Raw genomic sequence first — 16223 nt, 5'->3', positions numbered from 1 at the left:
CGGGCGCGGGGGGGGGGGGGCGCGCGGCGCCCCGCGCGGCGCGCCCCCGGCGGCCGCCGCGCGCTCCCCAAACACCCCCCACCCCCCCCGCCGGCCCCCCCCCCCGCGCCCCCCCCGCGTCGATAGCAATCCAGACAACTGGAGGCCAATGATGCAGAACCTGTACGAGATGTCGGCAGCCGACGCGCCCGCCAAGACGTGGTGCGGTGGCAACCTCGGCGGCGACAACGAGACGTGCGTGACCACCGTCCCCCTCGTGGGTGCGGCGGACGCGTTCGCCGTCCGCGACTCCAAGAGCGAGGGACGCGGCAGCGAGCTGCGCATGACCGGCGCGGAGCTCGACTCGTTCGCCATCGAATGGGCCCGGAGCCGGGGCCTGGCGCTCTAGGCTGACCGCCCACCTCACGCACGTCAAGGGCCGCCTCTACACGCGGGGCGGCCTGTCTCGAAAGGACTCCATGACCGCTACCGCGCCCGAACGGGTGATCCTGACCAGTCAGACCTGGGCCGGCCACTGGCATGGCTTCGGCCCCTGGACCGGCTCTCCCGGGAACTATTTCAACGAGGGCAACCGGCGGCCCGCACACCCGATCCAGCCCGATCCTGGTGCGTCGTGCGCCGACCGGTACCGGGAGGCCGCCGGCGAGTTCACCAACGGCGCCCTGCCCCCGCTGATGACCGGGCACTGGCTGCTGAAGCGCGGGCAGGCCGCGCGGATCCGTACCTGGGCAGCCGCGGGCGAAGCCACGGAATGGCTGAAGCAGCAGTACGTCAGCAGTCCGCCTTTCGAGCGGCCCGACGGCTTGCAGGCGTACGCCGGGCTCGACATCAAGCTCGGATACGCCCTCGACGTGCTCCCGAGGGGCGTTGACGTCTCCTGGGTCTACTACACGCCGTCCCGCGCCCTGTTCGCCGTCCAGGTCGTGTGCTGTCCGAGTCTTCACCACCCCGACCTTGCTTGTCCGCTGCCACCCTCGTGATCCGAGCGGAGACCCCATGTCCCTTCGCTTACTGCTTCCACCCCAGGGAGTAGCCGACCTCCTGGCCACCTGGTCCGATCAGCCCCGCGTGTACGACCGGGGCCGGACCGAGGTGGACGAGCCATGACCCTGGAGTACTTCAACGAACTGACCAACACCGGCTGCGCGCCGCCTGACCAAATCGCCGCTATCAAGGCGGGTCCCTCCAACCGGACCGCGTTCCTCACGAACGGCCGCACCGACCCGGCCAAGCTGAGCCGACTGCGAGACCAGGGCTACACGATCCGCTTCGGCAACTTGCAGCGCTGGCTACCCGTCTTCCACCGCATCTCCCGGGGCATCCAGCAGGAGACCGGCTACTCGAACTACATGCATGCCTTCCTCACGCCCGGCGGCGAGCAAGGCCTCCTCCACCACTGGGACCAGCAGATGGCCCTCATCGTTCAGGTGGCCGGGACCAAGACCTGGCAGCTGTGGAAGCCGCTCATCGAGGCCCCAATGCGCGAGTACAACGAGTCCTTCCGCGTGTGGCGTGAGGACTTCATCCCCGCGTGGGAGGCCGCCGGACCGGACCTGACGGTCGAGCTGACGGCCGGGCAGACCCTGCTCCTGCCTCGTGGCTGGGTCCACAACCCGCACGCCCTGCATCACGACGAACCCAGCCTTCATCTCACCTTCGCCATACGGGAGCGCACCCCGCTGTGGCTCGCTGAACAGCTCATCGCGCGGGCGATCGAGGAGCCGGACTTCCGCCGTGTGGTCCTGCCCGCGGATCTGGAGTTGCCGATACTCGCCGACCGACTGAGCGAGACCAGGCAGGCACTCGTGAAGTTCCTCGGTGAGTTGGACACCGCCGAGATGGCGGACCTGACCCGGCAGGCGGCAGTGACCGAGTTGGAGTACACCACCTGAGACGCCCGGCCCCACCGCGGCACCTGCTCAGGACGACGTGCGTTCCACCAACTCCGTCGCCAGCACCACCTGGTGCCGCTCCAGCCCCCGCGAAGCCGCCGGACGGCGGTCCGCGATCTCGCTCAGGAGCAGATCGATCATCGCGCGGCCCATCTCCTCGATGGGCTGGCGGACGCTGGTCAGGGGCGGCTCCATGTGGCGGGCTATCGCGGAGTCGTCGTAGCCGACCAGCGCCACGTCGTCCGGGATGCGCCGCCCCGCCTCGCGCAGGGCCTGACGGGCACCCGCGGCGGTGACGTCCGAGGCGGCGAAGACCGCGTCCACGTCGGGACTGCGGCGCAGTAGTTCCACCATCGCGCGGCGCCCGCCGTCCTCGGTGAAGTCACCGGCCTCGATCAGCCCCTCGTCCACCGCTTGGCCCGCGTCGCGCAGGGCGTCGCGGTAGCCGTCGACGCGGCGCTGGGCGCCGTACACGTCGAGGCGGCCGGTGATGTGGGCGATGCGGCGGCAGCCCCGGGACAGCAGGTGCTCGACGGCCGAGCGGGCGCCGCCGTAGTTGTCCGAGTCCACCGAGGCCAGCGACTCCGTGGCCGAGCGCGGGCCGCTGATCACGGCGGGGATCTCCAGCTGGGTCAGCAGGTCGGGCAGCGGGTCGTCGGCGTGCACCGAGACCAGCAGGACGCCGTCCACGCGGTGCGCGGCCAGGTACTGGGCGAGTCGCCGCCGCTCGCGGTCGCTGCCCGCGAAGATCAGCAGCAGCTGCATCTCGGTGTCGGCCAGCTCCGAGCCGACGCCCTTCAGCATGTCCGAGAAGTACGGTTCCGCGAAGAACCGGGTCTCCGGTTCGGGCACCACCAGCGCGATCGCGTCGGTGCGGTTGGCCGCCAGCGCGCGGGCCGCCGTGTTCGGGACATAGCCGAGCTCCGCGACCGCCGCCTCGACGGCCGCCCGGGTGGCGTCGCTGACCCGGGGCGAACCGTTGATCACCCGGGAGACCGTGCCGCGGCCGACGCCCGCCCGTGCCGCCACCTCTTCGAGGGTGGGCCGGCCACCGCTCCGCCCACGCGCTCCGTGGCTTGCCATCGGCTCCGCCTCCCGTCGACACCCCCGCACTCTGCGGCTGGCCTGGAATTTAACAGGCCGGTCGGGTGTAATGACCGGCCCCGGGTCCGCTCCCGCCGTGGCGGAGGTGTCTCCGTAGCGCTCGTCGCGTCCAGTTAACAGGCCGATAACCGAACGCGTTTCGTCGCGTCCGTTCCCTTGACACCCCCGCCCGGACCGACGACTCTTCAACACATCACTTGTGGGAGCGCTCCCACACTACCTGGCACATACACATCCCGCACGTTCCCCGCCCGGGCCGCAGCGACGAACGAACGACATGAAGCAGCGGGCCCAACCATGTAGTTGGCCGGGGGGTCGGCACGTCAGGGCAACAGGAGGACGCAATGCGAGCACGTACTCTCCCCCACTCTCGGCTGCGCTCGAGCGGGGGTGCCCCCATCGCCCGCAAGGTGGTGGTCGTCGCGGCCATCGCGTCGCTGGGCGCCGGGCTGCTGGCCGGCTGTGCCGACGACGGGAAGGACGAGGACGGCTCGTCGTCGGGCGACAGCGGCGGCAAGACCACGGTCACCCTCGGTCTGTTCGGCACGATGGGCTTCAAGGAGGCGGGCCTCTACGAGGAGTACGAGAAGCTCAACCCGGACATCAACATCGAGGAGAACGTCACCGAGCGGAACGAGAACTACTACCCCGCTCTGGTCAACCACCTCACCACCGAGAGCGGCCTCCAGGACGTCCAGGCCATCGAGGTCGGCAACATCGCCGAGGTCGTCGGGACCCAGGCGGACAAGTTCGTGGACATGTCCAAGGCCGAGGGCGTGCAGCCGGGCACCTGGCTGGACTGGAAGTGGAAGCAGGCCGTCACCAAGGACGGCAAGGCGGTCGGACTCGGCACCGACATCGGCCCGATGGCCATCTGCTACCGCAAGGACCTCTTCGAGAAGGCGGGCCTGCCGACCGACCGCGAGGAGGTCGGCAAGCTGTGGGCCGGTGACTGGAACAAGTTCATCGAGACCGGCGAGAAGTACAAGAAGGGTGCCGGCAAGGACACCTACTTCATGGACTCCCCCGGCGGGCTGATCAACGCCGTCCTCAGCGGCGAGGAGGAGAAGTTCTACGACGCCTCCGGTGAGGTCATCTACAAGACCAACCCGGCCGTCAAGGACGCCTTCGACCTGACCGCGAAGGCCGCCGAGGAGGGCCTGGTCCAGTCGCAGACCCAGTTCCAGCCCGCCTGGGACCAGACCATCGCCAACAACAAGTTCGCCACCGTCGCCTGCCCGCCGTGGATGCTCGGTTACATCAAGGGCAAGTCCCAGCCCGAGTCGGCCGGCAAGTGGGACGTCGCCGCGGCGCCGAAGTCCGGCAACTGGGGCGGCACCTTCCTGGGCGTGCCCAAGAGCGGCAAGAACGTGGAAGCCGCGCAGAAGCTGGTCGCCTGGCTGACCGCGCCGGAGCAGCAGGCCAAGCTCTTCGCCGTGCAGGGCAGCTTCCCGAGCGCCCCGGCCGCCTACGAGTCGGCCGAGGTGACCGGCGCCAAGAACGACATGACCGGTGACGCGCCGATCGGTGAGCTGTTCGCCAAGGCCGCCGAGGCGATCCCGGCGCAGGTGATCGGCCCGAAGGACCAGATCATCCAGCAGGGTCTGACGGACAACGGCGTCATCCTCGTCACCCAGGGCAAGTCGCCCGAGGAGGCGTGGGACAACGCCGTGAAGACCATCGACAACAACCTGGAGAAGTGACCGGAATGACCACCCGGCACGACACCGCCGCGTCCCCCGTGAAGGGGGGCGCGGCCCCCGGCCGACCGCCCGCCGACGCGGTGCCACCCGAGGTGGCCAGGAAGCGGGCCCGGCTCTCCCGCCGCTGGCAGCGGGACATGCGCTGGAGCCCGTACGCGTTCGTCACCCCGTTCTTCGTGTTCTTCGCCGCGTTCGGCCTGTTCCCGCTGATCTACACCGGCTGGGCCTCGCTGCACACGGTGGAGCTGACCGCGCCCACCGACATGGCGTGGGCGGGCCTGGACAACTACACCAGGATCTTCGACGACGGCTTCTTCTGGAACGCCGCGCAGAACACACTGACCATCGGCATCATCTCCACGGTGCCGCAGCTGCTGATGGCGATGGGCCTGGCGCACATCCTCAACTACAAGCTGCGCGCCTCCACCTTCTACCGCGTGGTGATGCTGGCGCCGTACGCCACCTCGATCGCCGCCGCGTCGCTGGTCTTCGTCCTGCTCTTCGGCCGTGACTACGGCATGATCAACTGGGCTCTCGACCTGGTCGGCCTGGACAAGATCGACTGGCAGAACGGCACCTGGTCGTCCCAGTTCGCCGTCTCCTCGATCGTCATCTGGCGCTGGACCGGGTACAACGCGCTGATCTACCTGGCGGCGATGCAGGCGATCCCGCAGGAGCTGTACGAGTCGGCGGCGCTGGACGGTGCCAGCCGCTGGCGCCAGTTCCTCCACGTCACGCTGCCCCAGCTGCGCCCGACGATCCTGTTCACGGTCGTCGTGTCGACCATCGGCGCCTCGCAGCTGTTCGGCGAACCGCTGCTGTTCGACGCCAACAAGGGCGCCTCCGGCGGCTCCCAGCACCAGTTCCAGACGCTCGGCCTGTACCTGTACGAGCAGGGCTGGGTCAACCAGCACCTGGGCCGCGCCTCCGCGATCGCCTGGACGATGTTCCTGATCCTCATCGTGATCGGGATCGTCAACTACGTCATCTCGCGCCGGCTGCGCGCCAGTAGTTAAGGAGAACCGGCCGTGACGACGACCCTGACGAAACCCCCGGCCGACCGGGTACCCGAGCCGCCCCGGCGCGGCCGCCGCTCCAAGGCGTCCCGGGCCGGCGGACAGCTGCACGCCGGTCCGATCGCGTACATCATCCTCGCCCTGTTCACCATCGGTTCGCTCTTCCCGCTGGTGTGGACGGCGATCGCCGCCTCCCGCGACAACCAGCGCCTGGCCCAGACGCCGCCGCCCTTCTGGTTCGGCGCCAACCTCTTCGACAAACTGGAGATCGCCTGGAAGGACGCCAACCTGGGCGAGGCGATGCTCAACACCACGATCGTGGCGGGCATCTCCTCGATCACCATCGTCGTCATGTCGACGATCGCCGGCTTCGCCTTCGCCAAGCTGAGGTTCAAGGGGCGCAACGCCCTGATGCTGATCGTCGTCGGCACGATGATGGTGCCGCCGCAGCTCAGCGTCATCCCGCTGTACATGATGGTCGCCAAGCTCGACTGGACCGACCAGCTCCAGGCCGTCATCTTCCCGTCCCTGGTCAGCGCGTTCGGCGTGTTCTTCATGCGGCAGTACCTGCTCCAGGCGCTGCCCGACGAGATCATCGAGGCCGCCCGGGTGGACGGCGCGAGCAGCTGGCGCGTCATCTGGCACGTGGTGTTCCCGACGGCGCGGCCCGCGATGGCCGTGCTGGGCATGCTGATGTTCGTCCAGGTGTGGAACGACTTCCTGTGGCCGTTCCTGGTGCTGACGCAGAACGGCAACCCGACCGTGCAGGTCGCGGTGGCGGGCCTCGGCCGCGGCTTCACCCCGGACCAGGCCCTGATCATGGCCGGCGCGCTGCTGGGTACGCTGCCGCTGCTGCTCGTCTTCGCGATCTTCGGCAAGCAGATCGTGGGCGGCATCATGCAGGGAGCCGTGAAGGGCTGACAGGCTGCCATCAAGGGCAGACGCCAAGGGCCGACACCTCACCCGGTGGGCCGGGTCGCCGCCGCCCGGCCCGCTTTCCCCCTCGTCCTTACTACGCGCCGGTCGTCACACGACCCGCTCTGGGAGCGCTTCCATGCTTGAGTCCGCAACGCCGGTGACCCCGGTGACCTTCCCGCCTGCCTTCCTCTGGGGCGCCGCGACCTCGGCGTACCAGATCGAGGGCGCGGTGCGCGAGGACGGCCGTACGCCCTCGATCTGGGACACGTTCAGCCACACCCCCGGGAAGACGGCCGGCGGGGACACCGGTGACATCGCTGTCGACCACTACCACCGCTACCGCGACGACGTGGCGCTGATGAAGGACCTGGGGCTCGGCGCGTACCGCTTCTCCATCTCCTGGCCCCGGGTGCAGCCGACCGGCCGCGGCCCCGCCGTCCAGCGCGGCCTGGACTTCTACCGCCGTCTGGTGGACGAGCTGCTGGCCGCCGGGATCAAACCGGCCGTCACCCTCTACCACTGGGACCTGCCGCAGGAGCTGGAGGACGCCGGCGGCTGGCCGGAGCGGGACACGGCGTTCCGGTTCGCGGAGTACGCGCAGATCGTGGGCGAGGCGCTCGGCGACCGCGTGGAGCAGTGGATCACGCTCAACGAGCCCTGGTGCGCGGCCTTCCTGGGCTACGCCTCCGGGGTGCACGCGCCCGGCCGCACCGACCCGGCGGCCTCGCTGCGCGCCGCGCACCACCTGAACCTGGCGCACGGTCTGAGCACGGTGGCCCTGCGGTCGGTGATGCCGGCCCGCAACTCGGTGGCGATCAGCCTCAACACCTCGGTCGTGCGCCCGCTGTCGCAGAACCCGGGGGACCTGGCGGCGGCCCGCAGGATCGACGACCTGTCCGGCGGGATCTTCCACGGCCCGATCCTGCGCGGCGCCTACCCGCAGTCCCTGCTGGAGGCGACGGCGCCGGTGACGGACTGGTCGTACGTCCAGGACGGCGACCTGGGGCAGATCCGGCAGCCGATCGACGCGTTCTGCCTCAACTACTACACGCCCACCGTGGTGTCGGCGGCGGACGCCGACTCCCGGGCCCCGCGCGCCGACGGTCACGGGGCGAGCGACCACTCGCCGTGGCCGGCCGCCGACGACGTGGCCTTCCACCAGCCGCCGGGCGAGCGTACGGAGATGGGCTGGAGCGTCGACCCGACCGGCCTGCACGAGCTGATCATGCGCTACCACCGCGAGGCTCCCGGCCTGCCGCTGTACATCAGCGAGAACGGTGCCGCCTACGACGACAAGCCCGGCGCCGACGGCACGGTGCACGACCCGGAGCGCGTCGCCTACCTGCACGGCCACCTCGCGGCGGTGCGCCGGGCCATCACCGACGGCGCCGACGTCCGCGGCTACTACCTGTGGTCCCTGATGGACAACTTCGAGTGGGCCTACGGCTACGAGAAGCGGTTCGGCGCGGTGTACGTCGACTACGTCTCCCAGCAGCGCACCCCCAAGTCGAGTGCCCTGTGGTACGGCCGGGCGGCCCGTACGGGCTCGCTCCCGCCGGTGGACTCCGCCGAGTAGGCGCCCTCTCGGGGAGACACGGCGACGCGGGGCACGGCACCCGGCGTGGGTGCCGCGCCCCGCTCGTGGGGCCGGTGTGGGGGGAAGCCCGGCCCTACTTGAAGGCGGCGAAGGCCTTCGCGAAGGCGTTCGCCTCCTGGTCGATCGAGCTGCACGTCGCGTCCGCCGCGGGCTTCGGGCCGCCGGGGCACGCCTTGTCACGGGTCGCGGACCACATGGACAGCCCGCCGAGGCCCTTGGCCTCGGCGAACTCCACGAGCTGGCCGGCGTCCTCGACGGTGAAGACCTCGGAGACGACGTCGTTGACGCCGATCATCGGGGTCACGGCGACCGTCTTCCAGGCTTCGCCGTCGGAGCGGCCGAGGACGCCCTTGACCTGCGCCTGGGTGGCGGTGGCGGCCTGTTCGGCGTAGGTGCCCATGTCGTCGCTGTACGCGGGGCCGTAGTCCATCGCCATGATGTTGACGGTGTCGATGTCCACGCCGTTCTTCTTCGCGTCGGCGAGGAGGTCGACGCCCGCCTGGGTCAGGCCCTCGGGCATGACGGGGAGGGTGAAGGAGACGTCCAGGCCGGGGTGTTCCTTCTGGAGCGCGGCGATGGCCTGGGCGCGGCGGGTGTTGGCGGCGGTGTCGGGCAGCGCGCCGCCCTCGACGTCGAAGTCGACCTTGGTGAGGTCGTAGGCGTCGACGACCTTGCCGTACGCCGCCGCCAGCGCGTCCACGGACGTGCAGGTGGTGGCCAGTTCGGAGCCGGAGGCGCCGCCGAAGGAGACGCGGACGTCGCCGCCCTCGGCGCGCAGGGCGCCTATCTGCTTGGCCACGGCGTCGCTCGCGAGGTCGGTGACGCCGCCCCACTTGGGGGTGCAGCCGCCGCCGTCGGTGACGAAGGCGAGGGTGTAGTCCTTCACGCCGGTGGCCTCGGCGTTGGCGAGGAGGTCGTAGGCCGGGTAGAGGGAGGTGTCGACGTACGGCGCGAAGCCGACGCCGGCGGCGGTGCCGTTGCCGGGTGTCGAGGTGGGCGCCGGGGTGGTGGCGGTCGGGTCCGGCTCGGCGGAGTCGGTGGCCGTGGGGGCCGGGGTGGCCGTCGGGGCCGGGGGCTCGGTGGGGCGGCCGCTGGGCTCGGGGGTGGCGCCGTCGTCCGCCGAGCACTCGGCGTCGTCGACGCGGCAACCGGTCGGCTCGTCCGTGCCGTTGACGACGAAGCCGACGGTGACGGACTCGCCGGCCTTCAGGCCGTCCGTGTCCCACTTCGGCGCGGTCACGGTGACGTGCTGCCCGCTCACCGTCGACTCGGCGTTCCACAGCGAGCCCAGCTTCGTCCCGCTCGGCAGGTCGAACTCCAGCGTCCAGTCCGTCTTCGCCTCGCCGCTGCCGTTGGTGACGACGTACTGGGCGGTGTAGCCGTTCGACCACTCGCTGGTCTGCGTGTAGACGGCGCCCACCGGGGCCGCCTGGGCGGTACTGGTGAACAGCAGCGCGCCACCGCCGGCCACGGCCGCCGCGACGACGGTGCCGATCGCCTTGTTCCTGCCACTGACCTTGCGTCGGTGCGTGCGCGTCATGTGCCTGCCTTCGCTGTTCACGGCGCCCCCGGCGGGGAACGTCCGGGGGTGGGGGTGCGGCAGCACGCTAGCGAGCCGGAATCGGGCAAAGGGGCTGATCCGGGCGGGGGTCGGCGATCTTAGGGTGCGCTTAAGGAAGAGATCGGGACCGATTAATGGTGGCGGCCGGCCGGGGCTGCCTGCGGCGCCGCACGGCTCCCCGGTGCCCGCGCCGCTCGGGCGCCGTCCGCCCGTCCAGCTGCACCCAGATGCGCACCTCGGTGCCGCCCAGCACGGAGGAGCCGATGCGGACGTCGCCGCCCGTCGACTCGGCCATGCGGCGCACGATGTCCAGGCCGAGCCCGGTCGACCCGTCGCTGCCCGAACCCCGGCCGCGGGCCATCGCCGCCTCGGGGTCGGGTATGCCCGCGCCCGCGTCGGACACGAGCACGATCACCGCGTCCTCGCCGTTGTGCAGGTCGACCGCGAAGGCGGTGCCCTCGACGGTGTGCCGGAAGACGTTGCCGAGCAGGGCGTCGAGGGAGGCGGCCAGGTCGGCGCGGGCCACGGGTATGCGCACCGGCCGGTCGGCGCCGGCCACCCGCCACTTGCGGCCCTCGTCCTCGGCGAGCGCGGACCAGAACCCCATCCGCTCGCGCACCACCTCGGCCGCGTCGCACCCGGCGCCCGGACCGGCGGCGGCCGTCTGCGGTTTGGCGTCCCGCGCGGTGCGGATGATGGTGTCGACCTCGCGCTCCAACTGCTCGACGGCGGACCGGGTCTGCTCGGCGGCCGGCCCGTCGCCGAGCGAGGCCGCGTTGAGCCGCAGCACGGTCAGCGGGGTACGGAGCCGGTGGGACAGGTCGGCGGCCAGCTCGCGTTCGTTGGCGAGGAGCTGGACCACCTGGTCGGCCATGGAGTTGAACGCGACGGCCGCGAGCCGCAGTTCGTTCGGCCCTTCCACGGGCACCCGCGAGCCCAGCCTGCCCTCCCCGAGTTGGTGCGCGCCCTCGACCAGGCGCTGCGCGGGCCGCACCATCCGCACGCCCAGCCGGTCGGCGACCGCGACGGAGCCGACGATCAGGGCGGCGCCGACCGCGGCGAGCACCGCCCAGGCCGTGGCGACGCCGTTGGTGACCTCGGACTCGGGGACGTACACCTCGACGACGGCGATCTCGCCGGAGCTGAGCGCGACCGGCTGGAGCAGCGTGGATCCGCCGTCCACCTCGGTGGTGGAGGCACGGCCCATCTCGCGTACGGCGGCGATGTCCTCGTCGGTGGCGCGCTGCCGGCCGATGTCGGCGGCCCGCTGCCCCGCGCCGTCCGTGCGGTCGGTCTGCTCGCCGGACGCCGGTATGTGCACGGCCATTCCGGCGTCCGAGCCGGCGGAGGCGACGACGCGCTCCAGCTGGTCGCGGTCGGTGGTGATGGACAGCGCGGGGGCGACGGCGGCCGCCTCCCGTTCGGCGTTGGAGAAGGCGCGGTCCCGGGCCATCTCCCGGATGACGAGTCCCAGGGGGACGGCGAAGGCGACCACGACCATCGCGGTGACCGCCAGCGACACCTTGACCAGGGCCCACCTCATCGTGGCGGCTCCGCTCCGTCGGACTCCGCGACCGGCGGCTCCAGCTTCACGCCGACACCGCGCAGGGTGTGCAGGTAGCGCGGCCGCGCCGCGGTCTCGCCCAGCTTGCGCCGCAGCCAGGACAGGTGGACGTCGATGGTCTGGTCGTCGCCGTAGGACTGCTGCCAGACCTCGGCGAGCAGTTCCTTGCGGGGGACGACGACTCCCGGCCGGCCGGCCAGGAAGGCGAGCAGGTCGAACTCGCGGCGGGTCAGGTCGAGGCGGACGCCGTCCAGGTCGGCCTGGCGGCGCAGGGGGTCGACGGTGAGGCCGCCGACCCGGACGACGGACGAGGGCGCCGCCTCCGCGGGGCCGGTCCGGACCCGGCGCAGGACGGCGGCCATGCGGGCCGACAGGTGCTCCACGGAGAACGGCTTGATGAGGTAGTCGTCCGCGCCCGCGTTCAACAGCCGGACGACCTCCGCCTCGTCGTCCCGGGCGGTGGCGACGATCACGGGTACGTCGGTGATGCCGCGCAGCATCTTCAGCGCCTCGGAGCCGTCCAGGTCGGGCAGTCCGAGGTCGAGGATCACCACGTCGAAACGGAAATGGGCGACCTCGCGCAGCGCCTCCAGCGCCGTACCCACGCTGCGCACGGTGTGCGAGGCGTCGGTCAGCTGCCGGATGAGCGCCGAGCGTACGAACTGGTCGTCCTCGACCACGAGCACACTTGCCATGGGCGGCACCGTACGCCATGCCGACCAAGCCGGTGCGGGCCTGTGGACAACTCCGGTGCGGGCCTGTGCACAACCCCGCGAGGGGCCACCGTCACACTCCGTTCGGGCGACACGGGTGGGGCGGGTGAGGCAGTATGGCCGCGATGCGCAGAGGACTCGTCCACGTACTTGCCTGGCTGCTCGCCACCGGCGCGGCGGTCACGCTGTCGTGGTGGGGCGTCCACACGGTGATGACGGGCACGGCCTACGACGCGCCCCGCGCGCTGCCCATCACGGCGGCCGACGCCTCGGTACGGGACTCGAACGGCGCCTCCGGCGAAGAGGGTTCGCGGGCGTCGTCCACCAGCCGCCCGTCGCCGTCGGGCAGTCCGTCGCCGTCCCCGAGCGAGACCCGCCCCGAGCCGGACCCCACCCCGTCGCGGACCGCCCCGGCCACCACGCCCGAGGGCCCGGCGAGCCCCTCCCCCGCCACCTCCGGGGAGGTCAGGAGTTACGACACAGACGGCGGCCGCGCGGTCTTCGACCTCGGTAAGTCGTCCGCGTCCCTGGTGTCGGCGACGCCGGGGGCGGGCTGGTCGATGCAGGTGTGGAAGACGGAGTCGTGGATCCGGGTGGAGTTCAGCTCGGGGGCGGACCGGGTGTCGGTGTTCTGCACCTGGCACGACGGGCCGCCGCGCGTGGAGATCGGCAGCTACTGAGCCGCCGCCGCGCCGAGCCCGAGCCCCGGCCCCGGCTCCGGGTCAGCGGAAGACGGAGGGCGGCGGCGCGGGCGAGTCCACCGCCGCCGCGTCCGTCACCGGTACCGCGCCGCCCGTGAAGTCAGCCAGCGCGCGGCCGTGTTCCACCCGCGCCGGCTGCGGGTCGGAGGCCGCGCGGCGGGTGAGTTCGGCGACCGGCAACGGGCGGTCGGAGGCGACGAGGACGGCGTTGCCGAAGCGCTTGCCGCGCAGCACGGCAGGGTCGGCGACGAGGGCGAGTTCCGCGAACCGGTCGGCGGCGGTGGCGATCTGGCCGCGCAGGTGGGCGAGCGGCGGGCCGTCGGCGAGGTTGGCGGCGTAGACCCCGCCGGGCGCGAGCGCGCGCCGGACCTCGTCCAGGAACTCGGCGGACGTCAGGTGGGCCGGGGTGCGGGCGCCACTGAAGACGTCCGCGACGATCAGGTCCGCCCAGCCGTCGGGCACCTTGGCCAGTCCGGCGCGGGCGTCGGTGGAGCGCACCCGTATCCGCGCGCCGGGGTCCAGGGGCAGCTCCCGGCGGACCAGTTGGACGAGGGCGGCGTCCCGCTCGACGACCTGCTGGGTGGAGCGGGGGCGGGTGGCGGCGAGGTAGCGGGCGAGGGTGAGGGCGCCGCCGCCGAGGTGCACGGCCTGGACGGGCTTGCCCGGCGGGGCGGCGAGGTCGATGACGTGCCCGAGACGGCGCTGGTACTCGAAGGAGAGGTGGGCCGGGTCGTCGAGGTCGACGTGCGACTGCGGGGCGCCGTCGATCAGCAGGGTCCAGGCCCGGGTCCGGTCCCGGTCGGGGATCAGCTCGGCGCGTCCACCGTCGACGTCCTCGACGACCGTCTCGGCGGCAGCGCGCCCGCGACGGGCGTTCCTGGACTTTCCCATCAGACCATTATCGGCGCACCGGAAGCTCCGGCAGTGCGTGGCCGGGACGTGCGTGGCCGGGACGTGCGCGGGCGGAACGTGCGCGGGCGGAACGTGCGTGGCCGGGACGTGCGTGGCCGGGACGTGCGCGGGCGGGACGTGCGCGGCCGGGATGTACACGGGCGGGATGTACACGGGCTGGACGGGCGTGGCCGGGCGGAACGTGCGTGGCCGGGACGGGCGTGGGTGGGACGGCTCAGCGGCAGCTGTCGGCCGCTCTGATCAGCCGGGCCGCCTCGCCCAGCGCCTCGCGCAGCACCGCGGGGTCGGTCGCGAGGTCCGCCTCGCCGGGCGGCAGCAGCCAGTCGGAGCCCTCCACGGGCGGCTCGGCCGGCAGGTCGAGGCTCAGCCCGCGGCCGTCCGTCTCCGTACAGGTGCTGCCCGGCACGTCCCAGGCGGCGGCGGTGCCCGGCGGCACCAGGAACCCCAGGGTGTCGCAGCCGTCGTCGTGGATCACGGGACCCACCGCCTCGCCGGCTCCCCGCCTGAGGATGTCGACCGCCTCCAGACCCTGCCGGGTCGGCACGGTGACGACGTCGCAGGCGTCGCAGGGCGGATCGCTGATCCGGCTGGTATCCATCCCGGCCTCCACCACGGAAGTCCTCCTCGGACGAGCGGGTCGGGAGTCGGGGGGCTCCCGGTCACCCTGTCCAACGCGGCGGACCGTCAACGGCTACGGCGCAAGTCCGCCGCAAAGGATGGCACTTCATGGCAGATCCCGGATGAGATATCCGGTTTGTAGCTAAACAGTGCGTGGCGACTCCGTCACAGCGGGTACGTTCTTGCTCGCCGGAAACAGGGCTGCCACGTGATGGCAGGCGGATGATCCCCGCAACTCATCCCTTTTCCGGCATGGTTCGACGGTTCGCACGAGAGGACCCGGCCATGGCGTCGTCAATGGTGACCTCCGCCCAGCCCGAACGGCCGTCGCGGCCGAACCTCGCCTTCCGGCGGTTGCGCGGCAAGCGCTCCCCGGCCGAGTTCGCGGCGGCGGTCCGCCGGGCCGCGCGCGAGATCGGCGAGCGGGTCAGCTGTGACGCGCGCTACGTCGGCCGGGTCGAAGCGGGCGAGATCCGCTGCCCCAACTACGCGTACGAGCGGGTGTTCCTGCACATGTTCCCCGGTCGCACGCTCACAGACCTGGGGTTCGCGCCCCGCTCGTCGGTACGCGGACGCCGGGCGCCTGCCGACGAGGACGCGCTCCCGGCGCACACCCGCTCGTCAGCACGCGCCACGAGTGAGACGCGAGGGGCGGGTGAACCGTATGAGACGCAAGACACGCAGGACCCGTACGAAAAGCACGACAACAATGAGGAGAGCGACGTGCTGCGTCGCGCATTCATGACGAGCGGGGCCACCGTGGCCGCCGCCTCACTGGGCCCCCTTGGGCTCGCCCTCGACGCCACGGCGGCCGGACGTCCGGTACGCCGCGCGGGGTCGGGCGAGGCCGGCGCCCTCGAAGAAGCCGTCCGCCGGATCCGGCTGCTGGACGACCGGCACGGCGCGGACGGCCTCTACCGGCGCGCGGCGGCCCCGCTGCGCACCGCGTACGCGCTGCTGGACGCCGGGGCGTCCCGCCGGGCGACGGCGGACCGGCTCTACTCGGGCGCCGGTGAACTGGCGATCTCCGTGGGCTGGCTGGCGCACGACTCCGGGCGCTTCGACGACGCGCGCTCCCACTACGCGGAGGCCCTGGCCACCTCCCGGATGACCGGCGACGCGGGTCTGGAGGCGCACGCCTTCTGCAACATGGCGTTCCTCGCCCGCGACGCCGGGCGGCCGCGCGAGGCGGTACGGGCGGCCCAGGCCGCGCAGCGCGCCGCCCGCCCGCTGGGCTCGGACCGGTTGATGTCCCTGCTGGCGCTGCGCGAGGCGGGCGGCTGGGCGGGGCTCGCCGACCGGGTCGGCTGCGAACAGGCGCTGGCCCGCGCGCAGGCCTTCTACGAGCGGGGCCCCTCGGACACGGACCCCGAGTGGATGAGCTTCTACGGCCGTGCCGAGCTGGAAGGGCTGGAGGCGCAGTGCTGGTCCGCCCTGGGCGACTGGCACCGGGCCGCCCGGCACGCGCGACGGGCGGCCGAGCTGCAGGACCCGCACTTCACGCGGAACCTGGCGCTGTACTCGGCGGAGCTGGCGGACGACCTGGCCCGCGGCGGCCACCCCGACGAGGCGGCGGACGCCGGCCTGCGGGTCCTGGACCTGCTGGGCGAGGTCCAGTCCTCCCGCATCCACACCATGCTGGCCGGAACGGCCCGCGTCCTGCTCCCCCACCGCCGCAACCCGACCGTCTCAACATTCCTGGACCGCCACGCATCCCTACCACGCCCGGCCTGAGACCCGGTACGGCACCGCAGCAGCGGGCCGCCCCATGCCGCCCCAGCAGCGGGCAATCGTGCCGCTGGGGCGGCACCCGTCCCAAAGAGAGCGGCACCCCGCCAACGCGGGCGGGGGGGCGCGCACCCCCCCCCCCCACCAAAACCCGCCAACCCCACCCCGCCGCCGCCCCCCCAGACCACACAGTGCG

At 72.2% G+C, this 16223-nt stretch carries 15 protein-coding genes; 9 read left to right on the top strand and 6 right to left on the bottom strand.

Translation table 11 applies throughout. From position 1 onward, the window contains the following. Positions 1 to 148 precede the first annotated feature (148 nt). From ACFWR9_RS12470 to ACFWR9_RS12460, 3 genes are all read left to right on the top strand, one after another. Positions 149 to 388: a DUF397 domain-containing protein gene (locus tag ACFWR9_RS12470; RefSeq protein ID WP_383839694.1), complete on the top strand. Its 240-nt coding sequence runs from the start codon at positions 149 to 151 to the stop codon at positions 386 to 388. A 70-nt stretch (positions 389 to 458) separates the two neighbouring features. After that, the gene (locus ACFWR9_RS12465; protein WP_383839691.1) at positions 459 to 980 is read left to right on the top strand and encodes a hypothetical protein; all 522 of its coding nucleotides are present in this window, start codon (positions 459 to 461) and stop codon (positions 978 to 980) included. 123 nt (positions 981 to 1103) lie between these two features. Beyond that, positions 1104 to 1892, top strand: a complete 789-nt coding sequence (locus ACFWR9_RS12460) for a JmjC domain-containing protein (protein WP_383839688.1) — start codon at positions 1104 to 1106, stop codon at positions 1890 to 1892. Between the two features lie 27 nt (positions 1893 to 1919). Here ACFWR9_RS12460 and ACFWR9_RS12455 read toward each other — a convergent pair whose 3' ends face one another. Next, positions 1920 to 2975: a LacI family DNA-binding transcriptional regulator gene (locus tag ACFWR9_RS12455; protein ID WP_383839685.1), complete on the bottom strand. Its 1056-nt coding sequence runs from the start codon at positions 2973 to 2975 to the stop codon at positions 1920 to 1922. A gap of 365 nt (positions 2976 to 3340) precedes the next feature. Here ACFWR9_RS12455 and ACFWR9_RS12450 point away from each other — a divergent pair, with 365 nt between their 5' ends. The 4 genes from ACFWR9_RS12450 (at position 3341) to ACFWR9_RS12435 (ending at position 8209) form a co-directional block, all read left to right on the top strand. Next, complete coding sequence (locus ACFWR9_RS12450; RefSeq protein ID WP_383839682.1) at positions 3341 to 4699, top strand: extracellular solute-binding protein; 1359 nt, start codon at positions 3341 to 3343, stop codon at positions 4697 to 4699. A 5-nt stretch (positions 4700 to 4704) separates the two neighbouring features. Then, positions 4705 to 5715, top strand: a complete 1011-nt coding sequence (locus ACFWR9_RS12445; protein WP_383839711.1) for a carbohydrate ABC transporter permease — start codon at positions 4705 to 4707, stop codon at positions 5713 to 5715. A 12-nt stretch (positions 5716 to 5727) separates the two neighbouring features. Then, positions 5728 to 6636: a carbohydrate ABC transporter permease gene (locus ACFWR9_RS12440; protein ID WP_383839679.1), complete on the top strand. Its 909-nt coding sequence runs from the start codon at positions 5728 to 5730 to the stop codon at positions 6634 to 6636. Between the two features lie 133 nt (positions 6637 to 6769). After that, positions 6770 to 8209: a GH1 family beta-glucosidase gene (locus ACFWR9_RS12435; protein ID WP_383839677.1), complete on the top strand. Its 1440-nt coding sequence runs from the start codon at positions 6770 to 6772 to the stop codon at positions 8207 to 8209. A 94-nt stretch (positions 8210 to 8303) separates the two neighbouring features. Here the strand turns inward: ACFWR9_RS12435 and ACFWR9_RS12430 are convergent, their stop codons facing one another. From ACFWR9_RS12430 to ACFWR9_RS12420, 3 genes are all read right to left on the bottom strand, one after another. Further along, positions 8304 to 9770, bottom strand: coding sequence for a cellulose binding domain-containing protein (locus tag ACFWR9_RS12430; RefSeq protein WP_383839674.1), 1467 nt, complete (start codon positions 9768 to 9770; stop codon positions 8304 to 8306). A 130-nt stretch (positions 9771 to 9900) separates the two neighbouring features. Next, a complete protein-coding gene (locus tag ACFWR9_RS12425; protein WP_383839671.1) occupies positions 9901 to 11334 on the bottom strand; it encodes a sensor histidine kinase in 1434 nt (477 codons plus the stop codon). Further along, entirely contained in the window at positions 11331 to 12050 is a 720-nt protein-coding gene (locus tag ACFWR9_RS12420; RefSeq protein WP_383839668.1) for a response regulator transcription factor, read from the bottom strand. The genes ACFWR9_RS12425 and ACFWR9_RS12420 overlap by 4 nt, the downstream gene beginning before the upstream one ends. A gap of 143 nt (positions 12051 to 12193) precedes the next feature. On the opposite strand from ACFWR9_RS12420, the gene ACFWR9_RS12415 reads away from it, so the two are divergent. Next, positions 12194 to 12748, top strand: a complete 555-nt coding sequence (locus ACFWR9_RS12415; RefSeq protein WP_383839666.1) for a hypothetical protein — start codon at positions 12194 to 12196, stop codon at positions 12746 to 12748. A gap of 42 nt (positions 12749 to 12790) precedes the next feature. Here the strand turns inward: ACFWR9_RS12415 and ACFWR9_RS12410 are convergent, their stop codons facing one another. Next, the gene (locus tag ACFWR9_RS12410) at positions 12791 to 13660 is read right to left on the bottom strand and encodes a spermidine synthase (RefSeq protein WP_383839663.1); all 870 of its coding nucleotides are present in this window, start codon (positions 13658 to 13660) and stop codon (positions 12791 to 12793) included. Positions 13661 to 13895: 235 nt separating this feature from the next. Then, a complete protein-coding gene (locus ACFWR9_RS12405; RefSeq protein WP_383839660.1) occupies positions 13896 to 14294 on the bottom strand; it encodes a hypothetical protein in 399 nt (132 codons plus the stop codon). 290 nt (positions 14295 to 14584) lie between these two features. Between ACFWR9_RS12405 and ACFWR9_RS12400 the strand changes: the two genes are divergently transcribed. Then, complete coding sequence (locus tag ACFWR9_RS12400) at positions 14585 to 16033, top strand: hypothetical protein (protein WP_383839657.1); 1449 nt, start codon at positions 14585 to 14587, stop codon at positions 16031 to 16033. Positions 16034 to 16223 lie beyond the last annotated feature (190 nt).

The sequence above is a fragment of the Streptomyces sp. NPDC058534 genome (assembly GCF_042717365.1).
Lineage (GTDB): Bacteria > Actinomycetota > Actinomycetes > Streptomycetales > Streptomycetaceae > Streptomyces.
Note: the sequence above shows the minus strand (reverse complement) of the source record. Positions and strands in the feature narration are given on the sequence as shown.

What these genes read in the sequence shown, in the direction of transcription:
- ACFWR9_RS12470 (WP_383839694.1), top strand. Translation starts at nt 149, where the DNA reads ATGATGCAGAACCTGTACGAGATGTCGGCAGCCGACGCGCCCGCCAAG.
- ACFWR9_RS12465 (WP_383839691.1), top strand. Translation starts at nt 459, where the DNA reads ATGACCGCTACCGCGCCCGAACGGGTGATCCTGACCAGTCAGACCTGG.
- ACFWR9_RS12460 (WP_383839688.1), top strand. Translation starts at nt 1,104, where the DNA reads ATGACCCTGGAGTACTTCAACGAACTGACCAACACCGGCTGCGCGCCG.
- ACFWR9_RS12455 (WP_383839685.1), bottom strand. Translation starts at nt 2,975, where the DNA reads ATGGCAAGCCACGGAGCGCGTGGGCGGAGCGGTGGCCGGCCCACCCTC.
- ACFWR9_RS12450 (WP_383839682.1), top strand. Translation starts at nt 3,341, where the DNA reads ATGCGAGCACGTACTCTCCCCCACTCTCGGCTGCGCTCGAGCGGGGGT.
- ACFWR9_RS12445 (WP_383839711.1), top strand. Translation starts at nt 4,705, where the DNA reads ATGACCACCCGGCACGACACCGCCGCGTCCCCCGTGAAGGGGGGCGCG.
- ACFWR9_RS12435 (WP_383839677.1), top strand. Translation starts at nt 6,770, where the DNA reads ATGCTTGAGTCCGCAACGCCGGTGACCCCGGTGACCTTCCCGCCTGCC.
- ACFWR9_RS12430 (WP_383839674.1), bottom strand. Translation starts at nt 9,770, where the DNA reads ATGACGCGCACGCACCGACGCAAGGTCAGTGGCAGGAACAAGGCGATC.
- ACFWR9_RS12425 (WP_383839671.1), bottom strand. Translation starts at nt 11,334, where the DNA reads ATGAGGTGGGCCCTGGTCAAGGTGTCGCTGGCGGTCACCGCGATGGTC.
- ACFWR9_RS12420 (WP_383839668.1), bottom strand. Translation starts at nt 12,050, where the DNA reads ATGGCAAGTGTGCTCGTGGTCGAGGACGACCAGTTCGTACGCTCGGCG.
- ACFWR9_RS12415 (WP_383839666.1), top strand. Translation starts at nt 12,194, where the DNA reads ATGCGCAGAGGACTCGTCCACGTACTTGCCTGGCTGCTCGCCACCGGC.
- ACFWR9_RS12410 (WP_383839663.1), bottom strand. Translation starts at nt 13,660, where the DNA reads ATGGGAAAGTCCAGGAACGCCCGTCGCGGGCGCGCTGCCGCCGAGACG.
- ACFWR9_RS12400 (WP_383839657.1), top strand. Translation starts at nt 14,585, where the DNA reads ATGGCGTCGTCAATGGTGACCTCCGCCCAGCCCGAACGGCCGTCGCGG.